21 protein-coding genes are annotated in these 24,628 nt (G+C 39.1%); 18 read left to right on the top strand and 3 right to left on the bottom strand.

Going from position 1 to position 24,628, the window contains the following annotated elements; translation table 11 throughout:
- Positions 1 to 37: 37 nt before the first annotated feature.
- The 8 genes from AWN68_RS14585 (at position 38) to AWN68_RS14620 (ending at position 8,754) form a co-directional block, all read left to right on the top strand.
- Complete coding sequence (locus AWN68_RS14585) at positions 38 to 1,780, top strand: SulP family inorganic anion transporter (protein WP_068417179.1); 1,743 nt, start codon at positions 38 to 40, stop codon at positions 1,778 to 1,780.
- Positions 1,781 to 1,817: 37 nt separating this feature from the next.
- Positions 1,818 to 3,230 (top strand): MBL fold metallo-hydrolase, encoded by a 1,413-nt coding sequence (locus AWN68_RS14590; RefSeq protein ID WP_068417182.1) that lies wholly within the window; start codon positions 1,818 to 1,820, stop codon positions 3,228 to 3,230.
- Between the two features lie 94 nt (positions 3,231 to 3,324).
- Complete coding sequence (locus AWN68_RS14595) at positions 3,325 to 3,900, top strand: YeeE/YedE family protein (protein WP_068417185.1); 576 nt, start codon at positions 3,325 to 3,327, stop codon at positions 3,898 to 3,900.
- 10 nt (positions 3,901 to 3,910) lie between these two features.
- The gene (locus tag AWN68_RS14600; protein ID WP_068417188.1) at positions 3,911 to 4,324 is read left to right on the top strand and encodes a YeeE/YedE family protein; all 414 of its coding nucleotides are present in this window, start codon (positions 3,911 to 3,913) and stop codon (positions 4,322 to 4,324) included.
- A 5-nt stretch (positions 4,325 to 4,329) separates the two neighbouring features.
- Positions 4,330 to 5,679 (top strand): hypothetical protein, encoded by a 1,350-nt coding sequence (locus AWN68_RS14605; RefSeq protein WP_068417193.1) that lies wholly within the window; start codon positions 4,330 to 4,332, stop codon positions 5,677 to 5,679.
- Positions 5,680 to 5,688: 9 nt separating this feature from the next.
- Positions 5,689 to 6,714 (top strand): c-type cytochrome, encoded by a 1,026-nt coding sequence (locus AWN68_RS14610; protein WP_068417198.1) that lies wholly within the window; start codon positions 5,689 to 5,691, stop codon positions 6,712 to 6,714.
- A gap of 83 nt (positions 6,715 to 6,797) precedes the next feature.
- Complete coding sequence (locus AWN68_RS14615; RefSeq protein ID WP_068417202.1) at positions 6,798 to 8,150, top strand: M24 family metallopeptidase; 1,353 nt, start codon at positions 6,798 to 6,800, stop codon at positions 8,148 to 8,150.
- Between the two features lie 25 nt (positions 8,151 to 8,175).
- Entirely contained in the window at positions 8,176 to 8,754 is a 579-nt protein-coding gene (locus tag AWN68_RS14620) for a YqaA family protein (protein ID WP_068417206.1), read from the top strand.
- Between the two features lie 24 nt (positions 8,755 to 8,778).
- Here AWN68_RS14620 and AWN68_RS14625 read toward each other — a convergent pair whose 3' ends face one another.
- Positions 8,779 to 9,876, bottom strand: a complete 1,098-nt coding sequence (locus AWN68_RS14625; protein WP_157716243.1) for an endonuclease/exonuclease/phosphatase family protein — start codon at positions 9,874 to 9,876, stop codon at positions 8,779 to 8,781.
- Positions 9,877 to 9,926: 50 nt separating this feature from the next.
- Between AWN68_RS14625 and AWN68_RS14630 the strand changes: the two genes are divergently transcribed.
- Positions 9,927 to 10,757, top strand: coding sequence for a CvfB family protein (locus AWN68_RS14630; RefSeq protein WP_068417211.1), 831 nt, complete (start codon positions 9,927 to 9,929; stop codon positions 10,755 to 10,757).
- 260 nt (positions 10,758 to 11,017) lie between these two features.
- Here AWN68_RS14630 and AWN68_RS14635 read toward each other — a convergent pair whose 3' ends face one another.
- Complete coding sequence (locus AWN68_RS14635) at positions 11,018 to 11,392, bottom strand: hypothetical protein (protein WP_068417212.1); 375 nt, start codon at positions 11,390 to 11,392, stop codon at positions 11,018 to 11,020.
- Positions 11,389 to 12,414 carry a sterol desaturase family protein gene (locus tag AWN68_RS14640; protein ID WP_245658017.1) on the bottom strand — a complete coding sequence of 342 codons (1,026 nt, stop codon included), beginning with the start codon at positions 12,412 to 12,414 and terminating at the stop codon, positions 11,389 to 11,391. Before AWN68_RS14640 ends, AWN68_RS14635 begins: the two co-directional genes overlap by 4 nt.
- Before the next feature lie 389 nt (positions 12,415 to 12,803).
- On the opposite strand from AWN68_RS14640, the gene AWN68_RS14645 reads away from it, so the two are divergent.
- The 9 genes from AWN68_RS14645 to AWN68_RS14685 all read left to right on the top strand — a co-directional run bounded on the left by AWN68_RS14645 (position 12,804) and on the right by AWN68_RS14685 (position 24,624).
- Entirely contained in the window at positions 12,804 to 14,672 is a 1,869-nt protein-coding gene (locus tag AWN68_RS14645; RefSeq protein ID WP_068417215.1) for a PAS domain S-box protein, read from the top strand.
- 41 nt (positions 14,673 to 14,713) lie between these two features.
- Positions 14,714 to 15,754: a hybrid sensor histidine kinase/response regulator gene (locus AWN68_RS14650; RefSeq protein ID WP_068417217.1), complete on the top strand. Its 1,041-nt coding sequence runs from the start codon at positions 14,714 to 14,716 to the stop codon at positions 15,752 to 15,754.
- A 92-nt stretch (positions 15,755 to 15,846) separates the two neighbouring features.
- On the top strand, positions 15,847 to 16,380 hold the full coding sequence (locus AWN68_RS14655; protein ID WP_068417218.1) for a HEAT repeat domain-containing protein: 534 nt from the start codon (positions 15,847 to 15,849) through the stop codon (positions 16,378 to 16,380).
- Positions 16,381 to 16,508: 128 nt separating this feature from the next.
- Positions 16,509 to 17,129 (top strand): 3-keto-disaccharide hydrolase, encoded by a 621-nt coding sequence (locus AWN68_RS14660; protein ID WP_068417220.1) that lies wholly within the window; start codon positions 16,509 to 16,511, stop codon positions 17,127 to 17,129.
- Between the two features lie 45 nt (positions 17,130 to 17,174).
- Complete coding sequence (locus AWN68_RS14665; protein ID WP_068417223.1) at positions 17,175 to 17,894, top strand: 3-keto-disaccharide hydrolase; 720 nt, start codon at positions 17,175 to 17,177, stop codon at positions 17,892 to 17,894.
- Positions 17,895 to 17,951: 57 nt separating this feature from the next.
- Positions 17,952 to 19,280 carry a Gfo/Idh/MocA family protein gene (locus AWN68_RS14670; RefSeq protein WP_068417227.1) on the top strand — a complete coding sequence of 443 codons (1,329 nt, stop codon included), beginning with the start codon at positions 17,952 to 17,954 and terminating at the stop codon, positions 19,278 to 19,280.
- 251 nt (positions 19,281 to 19,531) lie between these two features.
- Positions 19,532 to 20,419, top strand: coding sequence for an ABC transporter ATP-binding protein (locus AWN68_RS14675; protein WP_068417229.1), 888 nt, complete (start codon positions 19,532 to 19,534; stop codon positions 20,417 to 20,419).
- A 10-nt stretch (positions 20,420 to 20,429) separates the two neighbouring features.
- Entirely contained in the window at positions 20,430 to 24,095 is a 3,666-nt protein-coding gene (locus AWN68_RS14680) for an ABC transporter permease/M1 family aminopeptidase (RefSeq protein ID WP_068417230.1), read from the top strand.
- 199 nt (positions 24,096 to 24,294) lie between these two features.
- Positions 24,295 to 24,624, top strand: coding sequence for a PadR family transcriptional regulator (locus AWN68_RS14685; protein WP_068417233.1), 330 nt, complete (start codon positions 24,295 to 24,297; stop codon positions 24,622 to 24,624).
- The last annotated feature ends 4 nt before the right edge of the window (positions 24,625 to 24,628 follow it).

A 24,628-nucleotide genomic window follows, 5' to 3' on the forward strand; every position in this document is an offset into this window, starting at 1 on the left:
TTATTGAGAAATTAAAGGCTTGTCAAATTAGCATTCAGTGATTAAAAGATTGTTCCCCATTCTTAGTTGGCTTCCAAATTACCAGAAGCAAAACCTTAACGGTGATGTTTTTGCTGGTTTAGCAGTTGGTGTAATGCTGATTCCACAGGGAATGGCCTATGCTATGATTGCAGGTTTACCGCCTGTTTATGGCCTTTATACCGCCATTTTTCCTCAACTCATTTATGCCATCATGGGCACTTCTCGCCAGCTGGCGGTTGGCCCTGTAGCCATGGACTCTTTATTGGTGGCTTCAGGCATCTCCATTTTAGCCACTGAAGGCACAGAAACCTACTTAGCCTTTGCCATACTTCTTGCTTTTTTTGTTGGGGCTTTGCAATTTATGTTGGGGGTTTTGAAAATGGGTTTTATTACCAATTTACTCTCCAAACCTGTCATTAGTGGGTTTACTTCTGCCGTTGCATTTATCATTGCGCTCAATCAATTGAAAGATTTAATAGGAGTGGAGTTGGTGAAGAGCAATAGGAGTCATGAAATCCTCATTTCAGCCTTCAATAATATAGGCCAGACACACTTGATCACCTTGGCAGTGGGAGTGGCTGGTATTGTACTTATAAAGTCATTGAAGGGATGGAACAAAAGAATACCTGGGGCTTTTATCGCATTGATAATAGGGATTGGAGCAGTCTATGGTTTAGGCCTTCAAAATATGGGAGTGAGTATTGTTCAGGACATTCCTTCTGGTTTGCCTCAGTTTGTTATTCCCGAAATCACTTTGGCCCATTTCAAAACATTAATTCCTCTCGCGGGTACTTTAGCTGTGATTTCCTTCATAGAAGCCTATTCTGTAGGAAAGGCCATGGAGGCAAAGGAAAGAACCTATAAGATTGTTCCAAATCAAGAGCTGATGGCCTTGGGCGCATCAAACATGTTTGGCTCATTTTTTCAAGCATTCCCGGCTACAGCAGGTTTTTCTCGTTCAGCAGTGAATTACGAATCAGGAGCTAAGACTCCTTTGGCAGGTATTATCAGTGCGGTGATCGTGACGCTCACATTACTGTTTTTAACGCCTTTATTCTACTACCTGCCTAAAGCTATTTTGGCTTCCATTATTATGATTGCGGTAGTCAACCTAATTGAATATGCTTATTTAAAACACCTCTGGCGCACGAGTAAAATGGAGTTTGCCCTTATGCTCATTACTTTCTTGGTGACCTTTAGTTTTGGTATGGTTGAAGGAATTGTTACTGGGGTGGCCTTGTCAATTTTACTCTTGCTTTTTAAAGCCGCTAATCCACATATGGCGGTTTTAGGAAGAATAAAAGGATTTACAGAATACCGTAACGAAAAACGGTTTAGCGACTTAGAATCTTGGGAACACCTGCTCATAGTTCGTGTGGATGCACCATTTGCGTTTGTGAATATTCAAACCATTAAAGAATGGGTGCTTAGCGAGATTCAGAAAAGAGAAGGGAAACTAAAAAAGGTAATAATAGACGCTGGCCCAGTTTCATACATTGACGCCACAGGAGTGGATGGTATTCGAGACCTTATTCACACTTTAAAAGAGAAAGAAATCGAATTGATTTTTTCGGAAGTAATTGGGCCTGTTCGTGACGCTTTCCATAGAAATCAATTATTCAGTGAAAAGGCTTCGGAAGTGTTTTTTATGACTACTGATGAGGCTGTGAACTACTTTATAGTGGAAGATTCTAAAAATCACCATGCAAATTTTGCTGTTCAGGTGAACGAAAAGAGCAAGCAATTGTTAAAAAAGTAGTGTTACTCGTAACATCATAACTAGAAAATTAAAAGAGATGAAAATAGATCAAATTTACACCGGATGCTTGGCTCAAGGAGCCTACTATATTGAAAGCAATGGAGAAGTGGCAATCATAGATCCGCTTCGAGAAACGCAAACATATATCGATAGAGCAGCTAAAGATGGCGCAAAGATTAAGTATGTTTTCGAAACACATTTCCATGCCGACTTTGTATCTGGCCATTTAGACCTTGCCAGCAAAACAGGTGCTACTATAATCTACGGACCAGGCGCAACGACCAATTTCGAAATTCATGAGGCGAAAGACGGTGAGATTTTCGAATTGGGTAATGTAAAGTTCAAAGTGCTGCATACACCAGGCCACACACAAGAAAGCTCAAGCTATTTACTCCTTGATGAAAACGGGAAAGAAAAAGCCTTATTCAGTGGTGATACCCTATTTATTGGTGATGTTGGAAGACCCGATTTGGCCATTAAATCTGATTTAACGAAAGAGGATTTAGCCGGCATGTTATTCGATAGTCTTCGAAATAAAATTATGCCCTTACCAGACGATGTAATTGTTTATCCAGCACATGGCGCGGGCTCTGCCTGTGGTAAAAACATGAGCAAGGAGACTTCCGATACACTAGGTAATCAAAAGAAAGTGAATTATGCACTTCGTGCGAATATGACGCGTGAAGAGTTTATAAAAGAAGTTACCACGGGTATTTTACCTCCGCCACAGTACTTTCAGAAAAATGCCATGTTAAACAAAACGGGAGCTTCTGGTTTAGATGAAATTCTCGAAAAGGGAAGTGTTCCTTTAGATGTAGAAACATTTGAAGCCATAGCAAACCATGAAGAAGCTTTGATTTTAGATACCCGTAAGCAAGGTGACTTCAAGGACGGTTTTATTCCCAACTCTATATTTATTGGTATCGATGGAAGTTTCGCCCCTTGGGTGGGAGCATTAATTACAGACTTAAAACAGCCTATTATTTTCTTGGCTGAAGAAGGCAGAGAAGAAGAAGTCGTGACACGATTATCTAGAGTAGGTTACGACAATACTTTGGGCTATCTGAAAGGCGGAATTGAGGCATGGAAGAAGGCAGGTAAAGAAATTGATACTATTGAATCTATTCCAGCTACTCAGTTAGCAGAAGAGTTTAAGTCTGGCGATTTGAATGTGCTTGACGTAAGAAACCCTACTGAGTACTCTTCAGAGCATATTGATGGTGCCGAAAACGTGGCGCTTGATTACATTAATGAAAACATGGGTAAAATCAGCAAGGACAAATCTTACCACATTCATTGTGCAGGAGGGTATCGTTCCATGATTTTCTCTTCAATACTGAAGGCAAGAGGTTTCGATAAGGTAATTGATGTAGCGGGAGGCTTTAAAGCTATCAGCGAAACTGATTTACCAGTAACAAATTTCGTTTGTCCTACGACACTTAATAAGTAACCCTTTAGAAAAAGGAAACTATTCTTCCAGCTACTTTTGGCCAACCTTGGTCTAAGAGTAGCTGGATTTATTTTATACTCATTTCAACTCTTTTATGAACAATTTTATTGAGCTGATCAGCTCACCATGGCCATGGTGGATTGCAGGTCCAGCTATTGCATTGTTAATGTTTGCCTTAATCTATTTCGGAAATAGTTTTGGTTTTTCTGCTAATTTCAGAACCATCTGCTCCATGTTTGGGGCGGGGAAATCTTGCGACTTTTTTGATTTTGATTGGAAAAAGCAGACTTGGAATCTAGTGTTTGCATTAGGTGCCATTCTTGGCGGATTCATTGCCAGCCAATACTTGACATCTGGAGATGCCATTGCGCTTTCAGAAAATACCATTACCGAACTTGAAGGCTACGGTTTAGAAAACGTTGGGGCGGATATGGTACCTATGTCCATCTTTAATTTTGAAGCACTGTTGACTTTAAAAGGTTTCGTATTTATAGTGTTAGGTGGCTTCTTTGTTGGCTTCGGAACTCGCTATGCAGGTGGTTGTACTTCTGGTCATGCTATCTCAGGCTTAAGCGATTTGCAGCCTGCTTCGCTAATCGCAGTCATAGGCTTCTTTATTGGAGGTCTTACTATCACTTACTTTGTTCTTCCTTCAATATTAGCCCTTTAAACTACTGATAATGAAATACTTTAAATACTTAGTTTTAGGAGTAGTATTCGGAATAACATTAACGAAAGCTGAACTTATTTCATGGTACAGAATTTATGAAATGTTCCGCTTTCAATCTTTCCATATGTATGGCGTAATTGGTTCAGCGGTGGTGACGGGAATTATAATTACCCAAATAATCAAACGAACCAAAATGAAAGACGCTCAGGGAAAAACCGTTGTTATTGCTCCCAAGCAGTTCTCAATTTGGCGATATCTTCTAGGGGGAATCATATTCGGTTTTGGCTGGGCCTTAACGGGCGCTTGCCCAGGCCCAATGTTTATTTTGGCTGGTAATGGTGTGTTTGTTATTTTCGTGGCCATTGCATCGGGGCTATCTGGCACTTATGTTTACGGAAAAATAAGACATAAACTTCCACATTAGAAACCATGAAACGAACTCGATCTCTATTCTTGATCTGCTTTTTTATTCTTCCATTTATAGCTGTTTTGGCTCAAGAAGGAGAAAAAGAGCGTGGCTTTTGGTCCGCAGAGGTGACTACTCGTTATATGCAAACTTCCAACAAAGGAAGCCTAGAAGACTTCTCCATTTTGGCTTCTTATGGTAGAGTTGGCTACCATATTAAACTGCGTGATTGGCTTAAATTTGGTGTTTCAGGAAATGGACTGGTTCATTATGGAACGGGTGGTATTGATAAAAGAGATCAAACAACAGGCTCAGGGCCAATTTACGAGACTAACCTTTGGAATAGTAGATTGATGTCGGGATCAACAGAATTCAGTCTACCAGAGTTTTACCTCGACTTCAAATTCGATAGTCATTTAATAAGAGTAGGGAGGTTTATTGAAGATACACCCCTGATAAATGGTGAAGGCTGGCCATTTCCAAATGCCATCAAAGGGCTATGGTATAAGTACTCGTCTGTGGAAGGTTTTAATGCGGAAGCTGGTTTTATAGACAGGATTTCTTCCCGGTTCACTGGTGAATTTCAGAATGTCGGAAACACATTGGGTGCTGGCGGCATTGGTGTGGGAACAGACGGCAATAGCAGCCAATACCGAGATGTAACGGAGTCTGATTATATAGCCATCGTGAAATTGGGCTATCGCTTTTCTAGTGGATTGGATTTAGCTCTTTGGAATTATTACACCGACAATATTTCGAATACAATTTTTACAGAAGCTAAATTCGATTTAGGATCGGATAAGGATTGGCATATTTCTAGCCAGTTTATTTATCAAAGCAAAGTAGGAGACGGGGGAAATAATTCTGGGGTACTTCAATACAAAGCAGACGAATCTGCTAACGGTTTTGGATTCATGGTAAAGAAAGACATTTCGAAAAGTGCTGTATCTTTAGCCTTTACAAGGATTGGAGACGGAGGCCGACTGCTCTTACCTAGAGAATGGGGAAAAGAACCTTTCTATACTTTTCAGCGAAGAACTCGTGTTGAGGGATTTAGTGATGTAACAGCCGTTGCTTTAAAATGGGAGAGCAACTATGATAAGGAAAACTATAAGTTGAGCATGTTTTCAAGTCTAGGTTATCACAGCTTACCAGATCCTGCTGATGCATCTAAAAGCAAATATCAAGTGCCATCAACGGCACATTTAGATGGTTCAATTAAGTATAGTCCTAAAAATAAGCTCTTTGGTTTTTCAGCGGAGCTATACTTGGCAGGTCGATTTTTGGCCGGAGAAACGGTTTCAAACCCCGCTTATCTAATTAATCGTGCCGATTTCTTTCATTCTGACCTGATTTTAAGCTACATTTTCTAAAATTAGAGAATGAACCCTATTGAAGGAATAAAAGCGATTAGTAAAATCCTAAAGCTGATACTATCGGTTTTAGTAGTGCTTATTGTGTTTGTTTTCATGCTCCAATTTAACCCCGAAGCATTTCAATCTAAGAAAGTTGACCCTGCCAACTGGAAACCTCGTTCGGTACTTACTGACTTAGAAGGTGAAAGTCAGGCTCCTCTGATCAAGTTTGGTCATGAGCTGATTATTAAAACACCACAATTCATTGGCCCTATGTCAGCCGATGAACGTAAGCGCTTGGCAGGTAATAACCTCACCTGCCAAAACTGTCATTTAGAAGCAGGTACAAAACCAGGAGCTGGCTCTTTTGTTGGGGTGTTTAATCGTTTTCCCCAATTCCGCGGGAGAGAAAATATCATAGGAACACTCGAGGAACGCATTAATGGTTGTATGCAACGCAGCATGAATGGCGATACTTTGCCAGAAATCAGCCTAGAAATGAAGGCCATAATTGCTTATATCAAATGGGTGAGTGAAGATGTTCCTGAGGAAAAAGTTGACATATATAAGGGGTTTGTTAAGGTTGAATTGCCCGATGTAAAGGCTGATCTTTTGATTGGAAAATCTGTTTATGAGAAAACCTGTGTTAGCTGTCATGGCCCAGACGGACAAGGAGTGAGGCTTAGCGAAAACAGTCTGTATCAATATCCACCGCTGTGGGGGAGCGACACGTTTAATGATGGCGCAGGAATGCATCGAATCATTACCGCAGCAGAGTTCATTAAGGGAAATATGCCATACTTGCAAGCCACTTGGGACAATCCAGTATTATCTGATGATGAGGCCTATCATGTGGCCGCTTATATCAACAGTTTCGATCGACCTGAAAAGACAAATAAGGAACTGGATTTTCCTGATAAAAAACTCAAGCCCGTTTCTACGCCTTATGGGCCATGGGCGGATACTTTTTCTGCAGAACAACATAAATACGGTCCTTTTCAGCCTATAATGGCTTATTACGAAAAGGAATTCGGCATGAAGAAATCGAAATAGTAGGCTAGATTCTTTAGCCTACAATGGGTTTTGGCTTTGTGTATAATCTAAATCTGTATAGCTTTAGGAAACAACCTTAAACCATGAAGACTTTATTGACACTCGCATTGCTGGCCTTTGCTGTTTTACCTACCTATTCTCAAGCCAGTAGTACCCATATTCTTTCAATGAAAGACAGGGCTGAAACCATTGATCGGTTACTGGAAGATAAAATTCAGAACTACCTTCCTGAAATAATGAGAAGGGAAGGAGTAGACATGTGGGTGGTGATGTCTAGAGAGTACAATGAAGACCCCGTGATAAAGACTTTATTGCCAGCTACTTGGTTGGCTGCCCGAAGAAGAACAATCCTTATTATGTTCGATCGGGGTGAAAAGGAAGGAATCGAATCGATTGCTGTAGCTCGATACGATGTGGGCTCAAGTTTTAAAAGCTCATGGAATCCAGAAGAACAGCCTGACCAATGGGCGCGTGTGGCTGAGATTATCAGAGAAAGAAATCCGAAGAAGATAGCCGTCAATAAGTCAAAGCACTTCGGCATCACCGATGGGGTGGTGGCTACGGATTTAGAAGAGTTTACAGCCGCTTTAGACAAGAAAGATCAAGCCAAAATTACCTCAGCAGAGAAAGTAGCCATTGGTTGGTTAGAAACGCGTACAGAGGCAGAAATGGCTATTTACCCTCATATCGTGCGTATTTCACACATGATTATTCAAGAAGCTTTTTCAGATAAGGTAATTACACCGGGAGTAACCACTACCGAGGATGTCGTATGGTGGATGCGAGACAAAGTAATAGAGTTGGGGCTACAAACATGGTTTCATCCCACCATCGATGTGCAACGCGCTGACCCAGAGAGCTTCGATCATTTACGCACTTTTTCAAAACGACCAGAAAAGAATGTGATACTACCTGGAGATTTATTGCACTGCGATTTCGGCATTACCTATTTAAGGCTCAACACCGACCAACAACAACACGCTTATGTATTAAGACCTGGCGAAAATGAAGTGCCATCCTATTTAAAGGCTGCTTTCAAAAACGGGAACCGTCTTCAAGACATCTTCACTAATAACTTTAAAGAGGGGAGAACAGGGAATGAAGTATTGAAAATGTCTCGTGAGCAAGCGATTGCGGAAGGTATTAAACCCTCAATTTACACCCATCCAATTGGCTATCATGGTCACGCTTCTGGTACTACTTTAGGGATGTGGGATTCACAGGGGGGAGTACCAGTTACAGGCGATTATCCTTTGCACTTGAATACGGCTTATTCGATTGAATTAAATGCTGCCACCTTTATTCAGGAGTGGAAAAAAGAAATTCGAATAATGTTGGAAGAAGAGGCCTTTTTCGATAAATCGGGTATTTGGTATATTGATGGTCGTCAGAATGAAATCATGACCATTCCGAGAATACCAGCCAGGTCCAAATAAGTCTTAAGTTGATTAGCTTCAGCAAATGAAAAAGCAGCAAAAGGGTTTCTATAACTACTTTACTAAAAACCTGATCAAGGGCTTTCTTTATTTGGCTGTTCTTGTCATTCTCATCATTATTTTTAAAAACTACTTTCAAGAACAGCATGACGCCATAGAACATTGGGTCTCCGATGACTACGGTATGATGCTGGTTATCTTTCTGATCTCTGAAATTTTCGTAGGGATTCTTCCTCCCGAACTTTTTATGATATGGTCTATTGACGATCCTATGATGACGTATATAGGAATAGTGGCCACAATGACTGTTATCTCGCTTTTCGCAGGTTGGGTTAACTATTGGGTTGGAAAAAAAATAAGTACCAAACGTTTCTTTCATCGTATTTTTAAAAGGCGACTGCGTAAATTCCAGAGACGCTATGAGCAATATGGGGGAGGTTTTATAGTGGTGGCAGCCTTAACGCCATTGCCGTTCTCTTTGATCAGCTTATTTACAGGCTCAATGTCATACCCAGCTAAAAAGTATATGGTTTATTCTTCCTTCAGGATACTCAGGTTTATTGTCTACGGCATTATTGTTTGGCATTTAGAAGGAGTGATCTAAGTATTCATTTAGAGTTTTCGCCTTTTATCTATCTAGAATCAGGTCCATAATAATAGGCAAATGATCACTATAGCCCCCAATGTATTTTGGTCCTTGGTATGTTCTGAATGGTCTCCTTGCCCCAGTGGCTCCTTCCATAATTAGAAAGTCCATATCGAATATTTGGGCGGTTCGATTAGCTATTCTGGTTTTCGATTGCTTCAGCAGTAAGTTGCCTGAAACCACAAACTGATCCAGAATACCCCATTTGTTTTCGAAGCTATGGGTGCCAGTTACAAATCTAAGGTCATACATCAGATTGAAGAGGTCTGTAGATTTTAGGGAATTTATATCGGTGTTAACGGCCAATCCATTCAGCATACTTTCTTCTTCTGGTTCGTCATTAAAGTCACCAGTAATTACAATGTGAGCATTGGAGTTTAACCTTAGCAATGAATCTGCTTTCGACCTTACAAACTGAGCAGCAAACATACGCTTTGGTTGAGTCTCAAATTCACCACCAAACTTTGAAGGCCAGTGGTTTACAAAAAAGTGGAGTGTATCTCGGTTGGGCATCTCCATAACCGCATGTAGAATGTCTCGCGTACGGCTTGCTGTATCGAAGGGAAAGTTGAGTACATAGAATTCGTAATTGAGTAATTTAAGCCTGTCCGGTCTGTAAATAGCTGCCACATCAATTCCTCGAGCATCCCGTGAGTCTTTATGGATGATTTCGTAGCCTAAGGGCTTGAGCTGAGTAAACTGGGTTAGCGACTCTAAGACATACCTATTTTCAACTTCGCATAAACCAATTAACTCGGGAGCACCCCAGCCCCCCATGGCCAGAATAGTTTTGGCCAATTTATTCTGTTTTTCAGTATAGCGGGCTTTGGTCCAGTAATGATCTCCGCGGGGCAAGAACTGTTCGTCAATCGTCAGGCTGTCATCGAAGTAATCGAAAAGGTTTTCTACATTGTAAAAGGCAAGCCTGATTCTTTCTTCATTTCTTGGGCTTGGGTCGAAGGATTCACTGGCCAAATAAGGCTTTTGACCATGAGTGATAAAGGGCACTAGAAATAGACAACTCCATAAGGTGATGTTTATTTTTTGCTTAGAATGCCTAAAACACGATTGGTTAATCATAACTTTGTCGATTGGTAAACCAAATTAGTAAAAGATAAATCATAATGAGCATGGAAATAGGTAAAAACCACGTATTAAAAGTAGCTCGTGAAGTAGATTTCGGTCTATACTTGACTAATGGCGAAGAAGATATTCTTTTACCAATGAAATATGTGCCTTCAGACACGAACATTGGAGATGACATTGAAGTGTTTGTTTATGTTGACTCATTGGGACGTCCTATTGCTGTAACTGCTCAGCCTTTTGCTAAGGTCGGTGATATTGCCAGCTTAGAAGTAAAGCAAGTGTCTAGCGTGGGTGCCTTTATGGATATAGGCTTAGAAAAAGACCTGATGGTTCCTTTCAAGGAACAAGGACAAAGGATGGAGACAGGCCGTAAATATGTTGTTAAAGTGCTTTTAGACTTTAAGACCAATCGAATGATTGGTACAACGAAGATTGGTCCATTCCTTAGTGCGCACGAAGACGAGCTCGAAGAGGGAGAGCAGGTGAAGATTCTTATTTGGCAAGAGACCACTTTGGGCTATAAAGTAGTAATTAACAACAAGTATCAGGGGTTAGTTTTTCATAACGAAATTTTTGACCACGTTGAAATTGGTGATGAGCGTTCTGGTTATGTAAAAGCCATTAGAGAGGATGGTAAAATTGATATTTCTTTACAAAAGCAGGGTTACGAAGCTGTAAAGGACATGAGTCAAGTTGTCCTTGATAAGATTAAAACTACAGGCAGTTTGGCACTAGGAGATAAAAGTAGCCCAGAGGAGATAAAATATAAGCTCGGAATGAGCAAAAAGAACTTCAAGAAAATTCTAGGTGGCTTGTATAAATCAGGACAAGTGGAAATCTTTGACCATGAAGTGCGTTTAAAAGCGGAAGGTTAGCCTGAGGAGAGACTAACCTTCACATAAACTACCTATAAAACTAAAACTAACTTAAACTTAGTTTGATTAAACTAACATGATCCATTACAAAAATGGAGATCAAAAGCTTGTTAGCACCTATTGCTGTTAAATCAATAGGCACCATTAAATTAGGTAAAAATACTGACTTGTAAAATATTATTTTACAATAAATAAATTAACGAACTATTTAGGTGGTGAAATCATGTTTTACCAACGATTAAAGGAAAATCCATTTATTGTTACTTAATGTCAATTTCGTTGGCGATTCCTAAGGCAGTAAAACGAATCGATAATTTTCTAGGGTTTTCCGAAGGTTGATCGCATTTGGGAGATGGATCAATATAATACCAATAATAAGTTTGGCTACGCTCGTAGAGCTCTTCGGCCTCTGGTTTGCCCAAGACTTCTATTATTGATTTATGATATAAAGCCAACAGGTTTGGTTTGATCTTAATCAAATCTTGAATCATTTCAGCCCTTTGACTAGAACAGCCTTCTTGATCACCAATCCATTTCGCAGAATCAAAATCACCTACATCTATTTTTTTGGTGCAAGCCGTAGCGAATAAAAAGACAGAACATAAGGTGATAACTACTAGTTTAGAGATTTTCATTCCAATTGGGCTTTGACTGGTAAAGGTACTTTGCGCACCAGCATCAACCAAATTTGAAACACGATAAGAAGAGCAGCGGCAAGTATAATCATCAGGGGCTCTGTATTTATTCCTACAAAGGCATAAAAGGCTGCCGAGATAATGAATATTAGCCGAAAAGATTCCATGACTAAAGCCCAAGAACGGTTTTCAAACAACGCGCCAAAGCTAACCACTGAGAAAATGATAACCCCAGCAAAAATTAATTTATCAGTGGCATGCATTTTATCCAAGTTGAAAAGGAACATGGAGGTACCTGCAAGCAATAAGATATACTGGACCAACACATAAATATTGAGTTTGGCGGCAGTATTGGTATTGAATTTTTTATAAGTGTCTGTGTTCACTTCCTGTGGTGCTCTATAGCCGCCCATATAATTAGGTAGCCATCCTGGCTTCTCAAAAACATAGCGAATTTTGTCACCCAGTTTTGGGATGGATTTGATATCCAACCACATGTCTGAGTAATGGGCCATGTTTGCCCATACAGGGTTCCAACTATTTAAATTTTTAGTAATGCCATAAATAGGTCTTTCTTCTTCCGCTTTGAAGGTGCCGAAGAGCTTGTCCCAAACGATAAAAGTACCAGCATGATTTTTATCAATATATTTTGGATTTCTAGCGTGATGAACCCTATGGTGAGACGGTGTATTAAATACGGCTTCAAACCACTTGGGAAGTTTATTGATAGACTCGGTATGAATCCAAAATTGATATAGAAGATTAAAGCCAGAAACGGAAACTAATAAAATCGGATGGACACCCACTAAAGCCATTGGAATATAAAAGGCGAAGGTCCAAATGGTTTGAGTAGAACTCTGTCTTAAGGCTACAGAAAGATTATATTCTTCACTTTGGTGATGTACACTATGACCTCCCCAAAATAAATTCACTTGATGACTCATCCGATGGGCCCAGTAATAAAAGAAGTCATATGCAATAAAGGCACTTATCCATATGATGGCCGAATTTGGTAAATCCATGATCCTGAAGTTCTCAAATATTATTGTGTAAACCCCTATACTTAATACTTTAAGGAATGCCCCTGTCACTTGTGAAGTCACTCCGCAATTAATATTTGTAATGGCATCGTTTAGCCTATATGATTTAACAGCTTGAACCCGATGTACTATTAATTCAATTCCTATCAGAAGGAAGTAAACAGGAATTGCAATGACGGTTGGATCTAGTATCATCTTAACATATCAATTACCGAATGTATAACCTTCATTAATAAGTTTCAAGTGTTTTTGAACATTAGCAGCATTGCATTTCTTTGGCCATGATCAGGCTAAATTAATTATGAATTTGTGCTTAAATATGTTTATGTTTAGTTTAATTCATCTTACCAAAACATCGATCAGTACTTTTTATGGATATCATTTTTGACCAAATCTTCAATAACCCTGTAATAGGCATAGCACTGGTGAATCATGACGGAAAAATCACTAGGGTCAATAAGACGTTCTGTGATTTACTAGGCTACTCTATCACTGAAATGACTGGGATAAATTTTGTGGAAATTACTCATTCAGAAGATATCGACAAAGACTTGCAACTTTTTGAGAAGCTTAAAAGAGGCGAAATAAATCAGTATAAGCTTAATAAAAGGTACATCACAAAAGCAGGAGATAACACATGGGTCGAGTTAAGTGTGTTTATGGGGGAAGAGGTTGAAGGGCAGGAAACTGTTATTTCATTTGTTAAGAATATATCTGAGGCCAAAAAATTACAAGATGAATTGAAAAGTCATAAAGCCAGATTTCAAGCCATTTTCGATAATACTTTTCAATTTATTGGGTTGATGAATACAGATGGATCATTACTTGAAGTCAACGAAGCAATCACGCAATTTTATGGACGAACGAGAGAAGAACTTATCGGTAAAAAATTATGGGAAATATCTGGTTTATTAGATCTAAATGAAAAAGAAAGAAATAAAGTCATTTCCTCAGTTCAGTTAGCGGCCAAAGGTAAGTTTGTGCGATATGACACCAAAGTGACTGGGGCCCTCATTACTGAGATGGTTGATTTCTCCATTCGCCCCATACTCAATGATAGCGGTGAAGTAATTCTATTGATTCCCGAGGGACGAATAATTACAGAGCGCTATAACCTTCAGCGCCAACTTGAAAGTAAAACACGCCTTCTTGAAACAACGGAGCAATTATCAAGTGTTGGAAGCTGGGAATGGCTCGTCCAGCCAGATCAATTGTACTGGTCTATAGGTACCTATGATATGTTTGAAAAAAAACCATTAGACAATAGATACTTAGTGGTACAGAACTATGTTGAATATGTTCATGAAGACGATTTAGAAAGAATTCTGAAAGCCATTGAAAACACTGTGAATAATGGCGTTGACTTTAATGTAGAGCACAGGATAAGGGTAGGCGATAATGTGAAGCATATTCATGTGAAAGGTGAGTGTGTATTTGATAAATCAGGAAGGGTAATTATCGTTAGAGGAGCCGTTAGAAATCATACTTCTGAGATTCAGATTCAGGAATCTTTGATGTTGTATAATGAGCTTCTTGAAAAGAAAAATGATGAATTAAAGCAGTTTGCTTACGTAGCTTCTCATGATCTTCAAGAACCCTTAAGAACGATCACCAGCTTTATTCAATTACTAAGAATGGAAATAGGGGATGTTGAGGACAATATTGAGAAGTACTTAGAAATTATTGAAAAAGGGGCAGGACGAATGAAAAGCCTTATTTCAGATTTACTTTCTTATTCTCGACTCGAAAATCATGACCTCGCCATTGAGATGAATGACCTCAATGTTATGTTTAAAGAATTGGAACAGGACCTTACCACCAGTATTAGCGAATCAAAAGCCAATATTACCATAAAAAATAAGCTACCCACCATTGAGTGTGATTTGCGAAGAATGAATATCCTCTTTCAAAACCTCATTTCAAATGCCATTAAATTCAAGAAGCCCGATTGCCTTCCAGAGATTCAAGTAGATTGGAGATTGAATAATGGGTTTTATACCTTTACGGTCACTGACAATGGAATTGGAATTGATCCAGAGTATTTTGAGGCTGTTTTTGACCCATTTAGGAGGTTGCATGCAAGAGCTCAATATGAAGGAAATGGTATTGGCTTGGCGCTATGTGAAAGAGTAATTAAGCAACATAGTGGTGAGATTTGGCTTAGCTCTGAAAAAGATATGGGTACTGCATTCCATTTCACCATACCACAAAATATAATGAATGTTAGCCCAGGGGCTTAAAATTTATTCAGGTCTGCACAAAAATTATAAACCAATCCATAATGGAAATTTTACTCATAGAGGATAATGAAAATGATGTATTCCTGATAATGGAATATTTAAAATTAATTGGGTTTTCAAGCGCTAAAGTTACAGCATTAGCTACTTCTAAAGAAGTGAGAGAGGTTTTGAAAAACAAGACTTTTGATTTAGCGTTGTTGGACCTTACATTACCAGACACCACTGGGATTTCTAGTTTTGAGTCGTTGATGAGTTGCTCTCCAAAATTCCCGATCATTGTTCTTACTGGAGTAGAAGATCAAGAAATAGCCAGAAAAATAATCCATAAAGGAGCGCAGGATTATTTAGTAAAAGGGCTCTATCAACCAAAAGATTTAATGAAATCAATTGAATATTCCATTGAAAGACATCAATGGTTTATGGATCGATATAACATGGAGCGGAATTATATAAACGCCATTATTAAGGGGGCCGAAACGGAAAGAACAAGAATTGCCAGAGATCTACATGATGGAGTTGTTCAAACCTTAACCATAAGTTTATTAACCGTAGACCTTCTTATTAAGAAAAATCCTGACTTTAATGAAGACAACAGTGCTTTGATTGCAAAAACCAGGAAACAATTAAAGAACTCTGTAGATGAAGTAAGAAACATTGCCCATTCGCTAATTCCAAATGCGATTCAAAACACTGGATTGAAACTCGCTTTGAGTGAATTAATGGAGGACATTCGATCACTGGCCAGTATCAATGTTGATTTTAAATATGACATTGTTTCAGAAGACCTTTCAGAAGATAAATACATGACTGTCTATAGGGTTGTGCAGGAAATTTTCAATAATATGATCAAGCATGCCAAAGCTACTCATTGTTTAGTCTCTATGGTACAAAAGGAAAACTTCATCAATATCCTGATCAAGGATAATGGCTCTGGGTTTGATCTTGATGCTATCAAAGAAACCAAATCATCATTTGGTATCGATAATATCGAGAGTAGAATAAATTTATTGAATGGTACCTGTACTCTTGACTCTAAAATAGGAGAGGGGACTTCTTATAAGATTAGTTTCCCTATGAGTTAATGCAATTGTCCAATTCATTGTCATTAAGGAATCTAAAGATGAATTGTGCTTATTGGTATTTTATGTAATTTCGATGCTTACTAAAAAATCGAATGGCTATAGAAATCACTACTGCACTCAAAGAACTGACAGGGGAATTAAATGATAAGAGTTTTAATGCTTCAAATTACCTAGGAAGCATTGGTTCCGAAGAGGTTGTGAATGCCATGATCGCATTGCTAGATGACCCAAACCCTGAAACTCGGTTTATGGCCTCTAGAACACTGGGCTTGGTTGAGAATAATTCAGCCGCATTATCTTGGCTTTTTGAGGCTTTTAAAAAGAAAGAAAACAGTGAAATACTAGGCGATTTAATAATGGCCTTAGAAGGCTTTGATGTGAGTGATAATTATGTAGATATCTTTAAACTATACCTTTTCGGAAGCTTTAAAGTATCGCGTATTGCAGAAGACTTATTAGACCACAAAGAATTTAATATTACGCCTCGTGTGTTGAAAAAGGTGCAAAAACACTGGCTACATTATTCAAATAATGTGAAACAAGATGAAGCCTTTAGCCTTCAAAAAATAGAAGTAGAAGAAAGGTTGAATGACCTCAAGGGTTTTATCGATGATTCTCAAGGTTAGCGTTGATCAATGACTGACTCAGCATTGAACCGATTAGCTAATTTTTCTCGTTTTTAATGGAGTTATTTTTTACATTCAGCGCTAGATATTTTTTCACTTATACCAATAGGCCAAACTAAAATCGCTTTATGAGATTCAATCCCAAATACTCAATTTTCGCAATCGTTCTATCACTTTTTTCTGTAGCATGTGTTCCAAAATCTAATACCATTGATCTATTTAATGGTGAAAATTTAGATGGCTGGGTCAATCACGGAGAAGAAAAGTGGTATGTAGAAGATGGACTCTTAGTTTGCGAAAGTGGACCAGCTGCCCAATATGGTTACCTTTCCACAGTTGATTTTTATGATGACTTCGAATTGACACTTGACTTTAAACAAGATGCCAATGGCAACAGTGGAGTATTTATCAGGTCCACGGTAGAAGGCACAAAAGTAAGTGGATGGCAGGTAGAAGTTGCGCCTCCTGGAGACAATACCGGAGGTATTTATGAATCATACGGACGTGGTTGGTTAATTCAGCCTGACAAAGAAAAGGATAAAGCCCTGAAAATGGGAGAGTGGAACTCTATGAAGATCAGAGTAGTAGGTTCAGAGGTTACGACTTGGTTGAACGGTACTCAAATGGTCAATTTAGTAGATGAAAAAATTGGCGCTGGTAAAGGCGCGATCGCCCTTCAAATTCATGATGGTGGTGGAATTAAAGTAAGCTGGAGAAATATTAAATTAACTCCGATAGTAAGCGAGTAATCTCTTTTTATTTAAACTATGAACACAAAATCAATAACCATAAACATGAAAAAACTCTTTCTACTTACTTTTTTGGCCGCAACAGTTTCGGCCTGTAGTTCTGGTTCCAAAGCCGAAGATGATGGCTGGATTTACCTGTTTGATGGCACCAGTACAGAAGGATGGAGGGCCTATAATGGAGAAGACCTTCCTCCCCAATGGGTCATTGAAGATGGAGCTCTGACTTTTGACACAGAAAAAAAATTAGAATCTGAGCGCCAAGGCGGTAAAGACATTATTTATGCTGCGGAGGAATTTGACAACTTTGAGTTGTACTTGGAATGGAAAATTCCAGAAGGCGGAAACAGCGGTGTTTTCTATCATTTGAAAGAAGGTATTGAAGGAGGTCCAGCAGCCGTAGCCCCTGAATACCAATTACTAGATGATCTTAAATGGGAGGAAATCAATAATGCCAAACTCGAAGAGTGGCAGAAAACTGGTGCGGACTACGCCATGCATCTTCCTGATCTTACGCAGAAAATTGTAAAACCAGCAGGGGAGTGGAACACCACTAAAATCATCTTTACCCCAGAGCGAGTAGAACATTGGTTGAATGGAAAAATGATTGTGTCGTTTGTGCCTTGGTCAGACGATTGGTATGAGCGTAAATCTGTTGGGAAATGGAAAGATTATCCAAAATACGGTTCGTTCAAAACAGGTTATATTGGTTTACAAGACCACGATAGCCCGCTTTGGTTCAAGAATATCAAAATCAGAAAACTTTAACTCATTAATTCCTTCTTTCATTAAGCCCCTAATTCATTATTTCCTTAACTCATTGTTATGAACAAAAGAGACTTTTTAAAAAACGCAGCCATACTTACTTCAGCTTCCATGTTACCCTCCTCCCTTTGGGCATTGGGAAAAGCTGACAAACTCAGAACCGCTCATATCGGAGTAGGTGGAATGGGAATGGAAGACCTTAAGGCCATTTCTTCACATTCGGCAGTAGAAGTGACTGCTCTTTGCGATGTGGACGCCAATAATCTGGCAGCCGCTCTTAAAATGCATCCTAATGCCAAAACATACATGGACTATCGCCAAATGTTGAATGAAATGGGTGGAAGTATCGATGCCGTTGTGGTCTCTACTCCAGATCATACACATGCGCCAGCATCTATGATGGCCATGGGCATGGATAAGCCCGTGTATTGTCAGAAGCCATTGACGCACCATGTTACTGAAGCCAGGGCCATGCGTAAAATGGCAGAAGAGAAGAACCTAGTCACTCAAATGGGGATTCAAGTACATTCGTTCTATGATTACAAATTAGGGACAGCCCTGATTCAATCAGGTATTATCGGTAAAGTAAAAGCTGTGCACGCTTGGTCTCCAAAGAACTGGGGCTTTGATGGTCCAGCACCGGAAGGAAGCGACCCTGTACCAAACACTTTAGACTGGAACCTTTGGTTAGGAACAGCCCCTGAAAGACCTTATAAACAAGGGGTTTATCACCCAGGGAATTGGAGAAAGATTATGGATTATGGCTGTGGCACTTTAGGGGATATGGGCGTACATATTTTCGATACTCCTTATAATGCATTGGCCTTAGATATTCCAAAAACTATTCGGACTAAATGTAGAAAACCAACGGGTTTTGGTTTTCCAGAAAACAATATAGTTACCTATGAGTTTCCGGGAACAGAATATACCACCAAGAAATTTAAATGGGTTTGGTATGATGGGCCAGGTGCTCCTAAAGACCATAAAGATTTGAAGTTGCCAAATGGTGACCAACTTCCTGACCAAGGTGCCATGTTTATTGGTGAAAAAGGGAGACTCTTATTACCGCACTTCATGCAGCTTCCTAAGCACATTGTTAAAGGCGAATATGTAGACATTGACTTGGAGCCGTTCTCTAACGTAGGCAGCCCGACAGAGGACTATGGAGCAGAAAGCAAGAAGCACTACCATCAGTTTGTTGATGCCTGTATAGGGAAAGATCAAGTGACTGCACCATTTTCATACGCTGCCCGACTGACAGAAACCATTCTTTTAGGAGTGATCGCAGGTCGTTTCCCCAATAAAAAACTACACTGGAATAACCAAACGGCTCGTTTCAAAGAAGAGGCAGCTAATGCCTTTTTAGATGGTGAGTATAGGAAGTTCTAATTGACTTCGGTTCATTTCCTGAAAGCTTATTTTATCACTTAAAGTCCCAGTCGAATCAACGGCTGGGACTTTTTTGTTTATGCCAAACTTGACAGTCTCCAGTGCTCCATAGTCGATGCATATCCATGTCTGAACTATAAAAACCTCACTATCAACAGATTATTTGTGATGAATGATAAAATTTATATTGTGAGTTACAATAATCACACGTATCTTCTAACTATTATTTTTTACCAACCAACCAAAAAACCATGCAATTAACTATCAAAAACCTCACAAAGACCTATTCAAATGGTGTTTGTGCACTCAACAATGTTTCACTAACCATTAACCAAGGTATGTTTGGTTTACTAGGGCCTAACGGTGCTGGTAAATCCACTTTAATGAGGACTATAGCCACCCTTCAAGATGCGGATTCAGGGAGTATTTTTCTAGATGACGTCAACCTGTCTGAAAACAAGCAAGCCATACGAGAGAAACTGGGTTATTTACCGCAGGATTTTGGGCTTTATCCACGCATAAGTGCTGAGGTAATGTTAGATCACATCGCTCAGATGAAAGGAGTGGGGAATAAGTCAGAGCGCAAAGAGTTGGTCAATGGACTGCTGGAAAAGGTTAACCTTTACAGGCACCGTAAGAAGGCCTTAGGTACTTATTCTGGAGGTATGCGCCAACGCTTCGGTATTGCACAAGCCTTAGCCGGTAATCCCTCCTTAATTATTGTTGATGAACCTACAGCAGGGCTTGATCCATCGGAACGTAATCGATTTTACAATTTATTGAGTGAAATAGGTGAAAATACGATTGTAATTCTATCTACGCACATAGTAGAAGATGTCAGCACTTTATGCTCTAATATGGCTATTATTTGCGCTGGAGAAGTATTAATGCAAGGAAAGCCATCAGAGGGTATTCAGAGTATGGATGGAAAAATATATGCTAAAACGATAGATAAGGTAGAACTAGATGAATACCGTGAGGGCCATCAGGTAATTTCAACGCAACTAAAAGAAGGTCGTTTAAGCTTGCGGATTTATAGTGATGTTGCACCGGGCAATGGTTTCGAACCGTCAAAAGCAGATTTAGAGGATGTGTATTTCAGTAACATCTCTAAAAAAGTAGATCCAATCACTATTTAACCCTTGCTCCATGTTTTTTAATATTTTCAATTTCGAATTGAAGTATCGGTTCAGTAGACCTGCTACTTACATATATTTTGCATTGCTGTTTCTGGTGTCATTTGTATTAGTTGGTGTTGGTAATACGCCAGCTACCGAAAAAGTATTTCACAATGCTCCCATAACATTAGCCTTCTTACAGCTCATCATGTCGCTGTTTGGTATTTTTCTAGCCTCGGCTGTTATGGGCGTACCAATTTATAGAGACCTAGAACATAAAACAGGGACTTTTCTCTTTAGTTATCCCATTTCAAAAACAGCCTATTTCATGGGGCGATTCTGGGGGTCTTTCGTTATACTGGTTTTCATCTCATTTGGGTCATTAATCGGCTCATATCTTGGAAGTATAATAGGCCCTGCACTTGGCTGGGAGGAAGCTTCGAGGTATGGTCCAAATTTGTTAATGAACTATTTGTACCCTTGGCTTACGCTCACCTTACCAAATTTATGGTTAGCGGGCACCCTGTTTTTTGCAGTAATTGTATTTACTAAAAACATTAAAGCAATTTACGCAGGAGGAATTATTGTATTTATTATTTATATGCTCTCCAGTATTTTTTCGGAAGACGTAGCGAGTAGTAGCATTGCTCAGATTTTAGATCCTTTTGGTTTGAACACTTTTGACATTCAAACGAGGTACCTAACCCCTTATGAGCAGAATAATTTTTTATTGCAGGTTGAAGGAAACCTGCTATTGAACAGACTTCTGTGGTTTGGTATTGGCACGGTTCTTTTTGTAAGTGCTTATGCAAGGTTTAGTTTTGAAAACTTCTTTTCACCAAAAGTAGCCAAGACTAAAAAAGAAAAAGAGGCCACAAAAATCAGCAGTATAAAAAAGCTAGTAGCAAATGTGAGTTTTACCAATAAATATCAATGGTCAAGCTTCAAAACACTGGCGAAAATTGAGGTTCAAAATGTTTTAAAGGATGTTTACTTCAAGGTAATTCTACTAGGAGGAGTTATATTTTTGTTTGTTGACCTTTGGTTTGGTTTGCCACTCTATGGGGTGTCTTCGTTACCAGTCACTTCGGATATAGTAGCAAATAGAGGTTTTACTTATGCTATTTTTGTTTTCATCATCATAGTATTTTTTACTGGTGAATCGCTTCATCGTGATAAGGCGAGCGGCTATGCATCAATCAATGATACTTTTCCAGTAAAAGACAGCGCAATCGTTGCCTCCAAGTTTGCTGGAATGGCCTTTATTTGTGTGCTACTCACTCTAGTGCCCGTTTTTGCAGGCTTGGTTACTCAGACGCTAAATGGCTACTTCAATTATCATTTGGATGTCTATTTAATTGATGCTTTCCTTATTGCGCTTCCTGACTACTTACAGATGGTCATGCTTGTATTCGCTATTCATTTGCTTGTGAATAATAAGTTTGCGGGTCATGCCACAAGTGTGGTTGTGTGGCTTTCAATGCTAATCCTGAGGAACTTAGCAGGTTACGATTTCAATATGTTTTTCTATTCGTATAAACCAGGTTTCAGTTGGTCTGAGATGAATGGCTTAGGGCATTTTGGAGAGTCGCTTTTTTGGTTCAATAGTTACTGGACAGCGTTTGGTATATTTTTGGTGTTATTCTTCAGCATATTTTTTAGCCGAGGAACAAATGACGGATTCAAAAGTAGGCTTCGAGGTGCCAGAGGCAGACTAACTTCCGCCAACGCTAAACTGTCCTATTTGTTTTTAATCATTACCATAGGCCTAGGCGCCTATATCTTTAAAAGTGTGGTTTATGATAATAATTATCTTACTTCTGATGAGGCCACATTGTCATCTGTGAGTTATGAGAAACAGCTGAAACAATTTGAGAATTTACCTCAGCCAAAACTGACAAGTGTAAACATGAAAGCGGATCTTTTTCCATATGATAGGGAGGCGCATTTTAATGCTGAAGTTACCTTGGTTAACAAAACAGATAGCAATATTGATTCCCTTCACCTAGATATAGGTCAGCTTTCTGATTTGGTGGTAATGTATCGAGAAGATACTCTTAAGTATAGAGCACCATTGAAACTTGAGCCTAGAAAATTTCAAATTTTTGGAAAGAAACCAAGACAAGGTTACTATAGAATTATGGCGTTACCCAAAACTATGGCCCCTGGAGATACGCTTAACTTGGTAATGAACAGCAAAAGAATCTATAAGGGTTTTCCAAACTCTGGTTCTGGAAGAGATATTGTTTATAATGGCACTTTCACCTCAGAAACTTTACCCACAATAGGTTACAATCCTCAGGTTGAACTTACGAGTGACAGTGAGCGAAAGAAGTATGATCTACCTGCTAAAGATTATGATTTACCCGCTCATGATGATGAATTGGGTAGACGTACACTTTTGTTTACTGATGATGCGGACTTTATTCAGTTTGAAGCAACCATAAGCACCGTACCAGATCAAATTGCGATTGCGCCAGGTTATTTACAAAGAGAATGGGTAGAAAATGGGAGACGTTATTTTCACTATATCCAAGACACGCCCATTCAAGCCTTTTTCAGCATAGTATCGGCAAAGTATGACGTGCTAAAGTCAGAGCAAGAGCTTCCAAATGGAGAAAAGGTGAATATTGAAATTTTCTACCATCCAGACCATATTTATAACTTGGGTCGATTTGAGGCGGCTTATAAAGATGGGCTTAAGTATTTTTCTGAAACCTATGGATCGTTTCAGTTTAGGCAAATGCGTTTACTCGAATTCCCTAAGTATGCTAGTTTCGCCCAATCATTCCCGAATACGGTTCCTTTTTCCGAAGGCTTTGGTTGGTTGGCAGACTTCAATGACCCAGACGATTTTGATTATACTTATTTCGTTACGGCACATGAATTAGCGCATCAATGGTGGGGGCATCAAATTGCTCCTAATTACACCCGAGGAGCTAACCTTGTTTCCGAAGCACTGGCCGAATACTCTGCTTTGGTGCTTACAGAAAGACAATATGGTAAGGATAACATGACGTATTTCTTAAGAAATGAGTTGGACGATTACCTATACGGTAGAGCGAATGAAAGTAAGAAAGAAAATACTTTCATAAACTGTAATAGAGCTTATCAATGGTATAACAAGGGTAGCCTTATTCTGTATGGTTTACGCGATTATATTGGAGAAGAAGCCATGAATACAGCATTGAGAAACTTCACAGATGAGTTTGCTTTAAAACAAACACCACCATTTGCAGGCAGTACTGATTTGTACAGACATTTAACAGAGAATACGCCAGATAGTCTTCATTATTATTTAGATGATACTTGGAATAGAATCACGCTTTATGAAAATAAAGCAAGCGAAGTAAAAGCTGAGAAAATAGCTGAGGATGAATATTTGGTGACATTTGATATCAGCTCTCAAAAATTATATGCAGACAGCGCAGGAATGGAATCTAAGGCTGAATACTTAGGCGATTATATTGATATAGGAGTGTTCTCTGAAGATGATAAAGATGAAAACGGAAGAACTAGAACCAATTCAATTTATCTGCAAAAGCATAAAATCAGTCCTGGTCAAACGAGTTTAACAGTCAAGGTTAAAGGTGTCCCAGTCAGGGCTGGAATCGATCCTTACAATAAACTAATTGATAGGATGCCAGATGACAATATTGTGGATGTAGAAGTTGATAATTCTACTTACAAAGAATAATGATGAACTTTTAACAAACATTTACTGAATTAGGTGTTACCTGATTTATTTACTCAAAGTCCCGGCTATTAATCAGACTGGGACTTTTTGTTTGTGCTAATCTGTACTCATTATGGCCAACTGTATTGACTTTTATTAAAACTGCAATTGCGAATAAAATAGTTTTATCTATATTTACTGCAATTACGATTAATATAAAATGAAGAAAACAAAACTTGGTGAATTTGAAGAGTTGGTGCTATTAACAGTGCTAGTTTTAAGAGAGGAGGCTTATGGAGTCGAAATTAAGCGTGAGTTAGAACACCGCTTAAAAGAGACCTTAAGTGTAGGCTCAGTTCAGTCCGCTTTAAAAAGACTAGAAGAGAAGGGCTATTTAGATTCGGAGTTTGGTGAAACGACACTGAAAAGAGGAGGTAAGCGTAAACGTATTTATACCGTCACCGCTTCAGGCACAAAAGTACTGAACGAAATGAAAGATATTCGTACGCAATTGTGGAACGCGATTCCCCAAGCCTCATTGAGCTTTTAGAGCA

Source organism: Roseivirga echinicomitans (assembly GCF_001592935.1).
In the GTDB taxonomy this organism is placed as follows: Bacteria; Bacteroidota; Bacteroidia; order Cytophagales; family Cyclobacteriaceae; genus Roseivirga; species Roseivirga echinicomitans.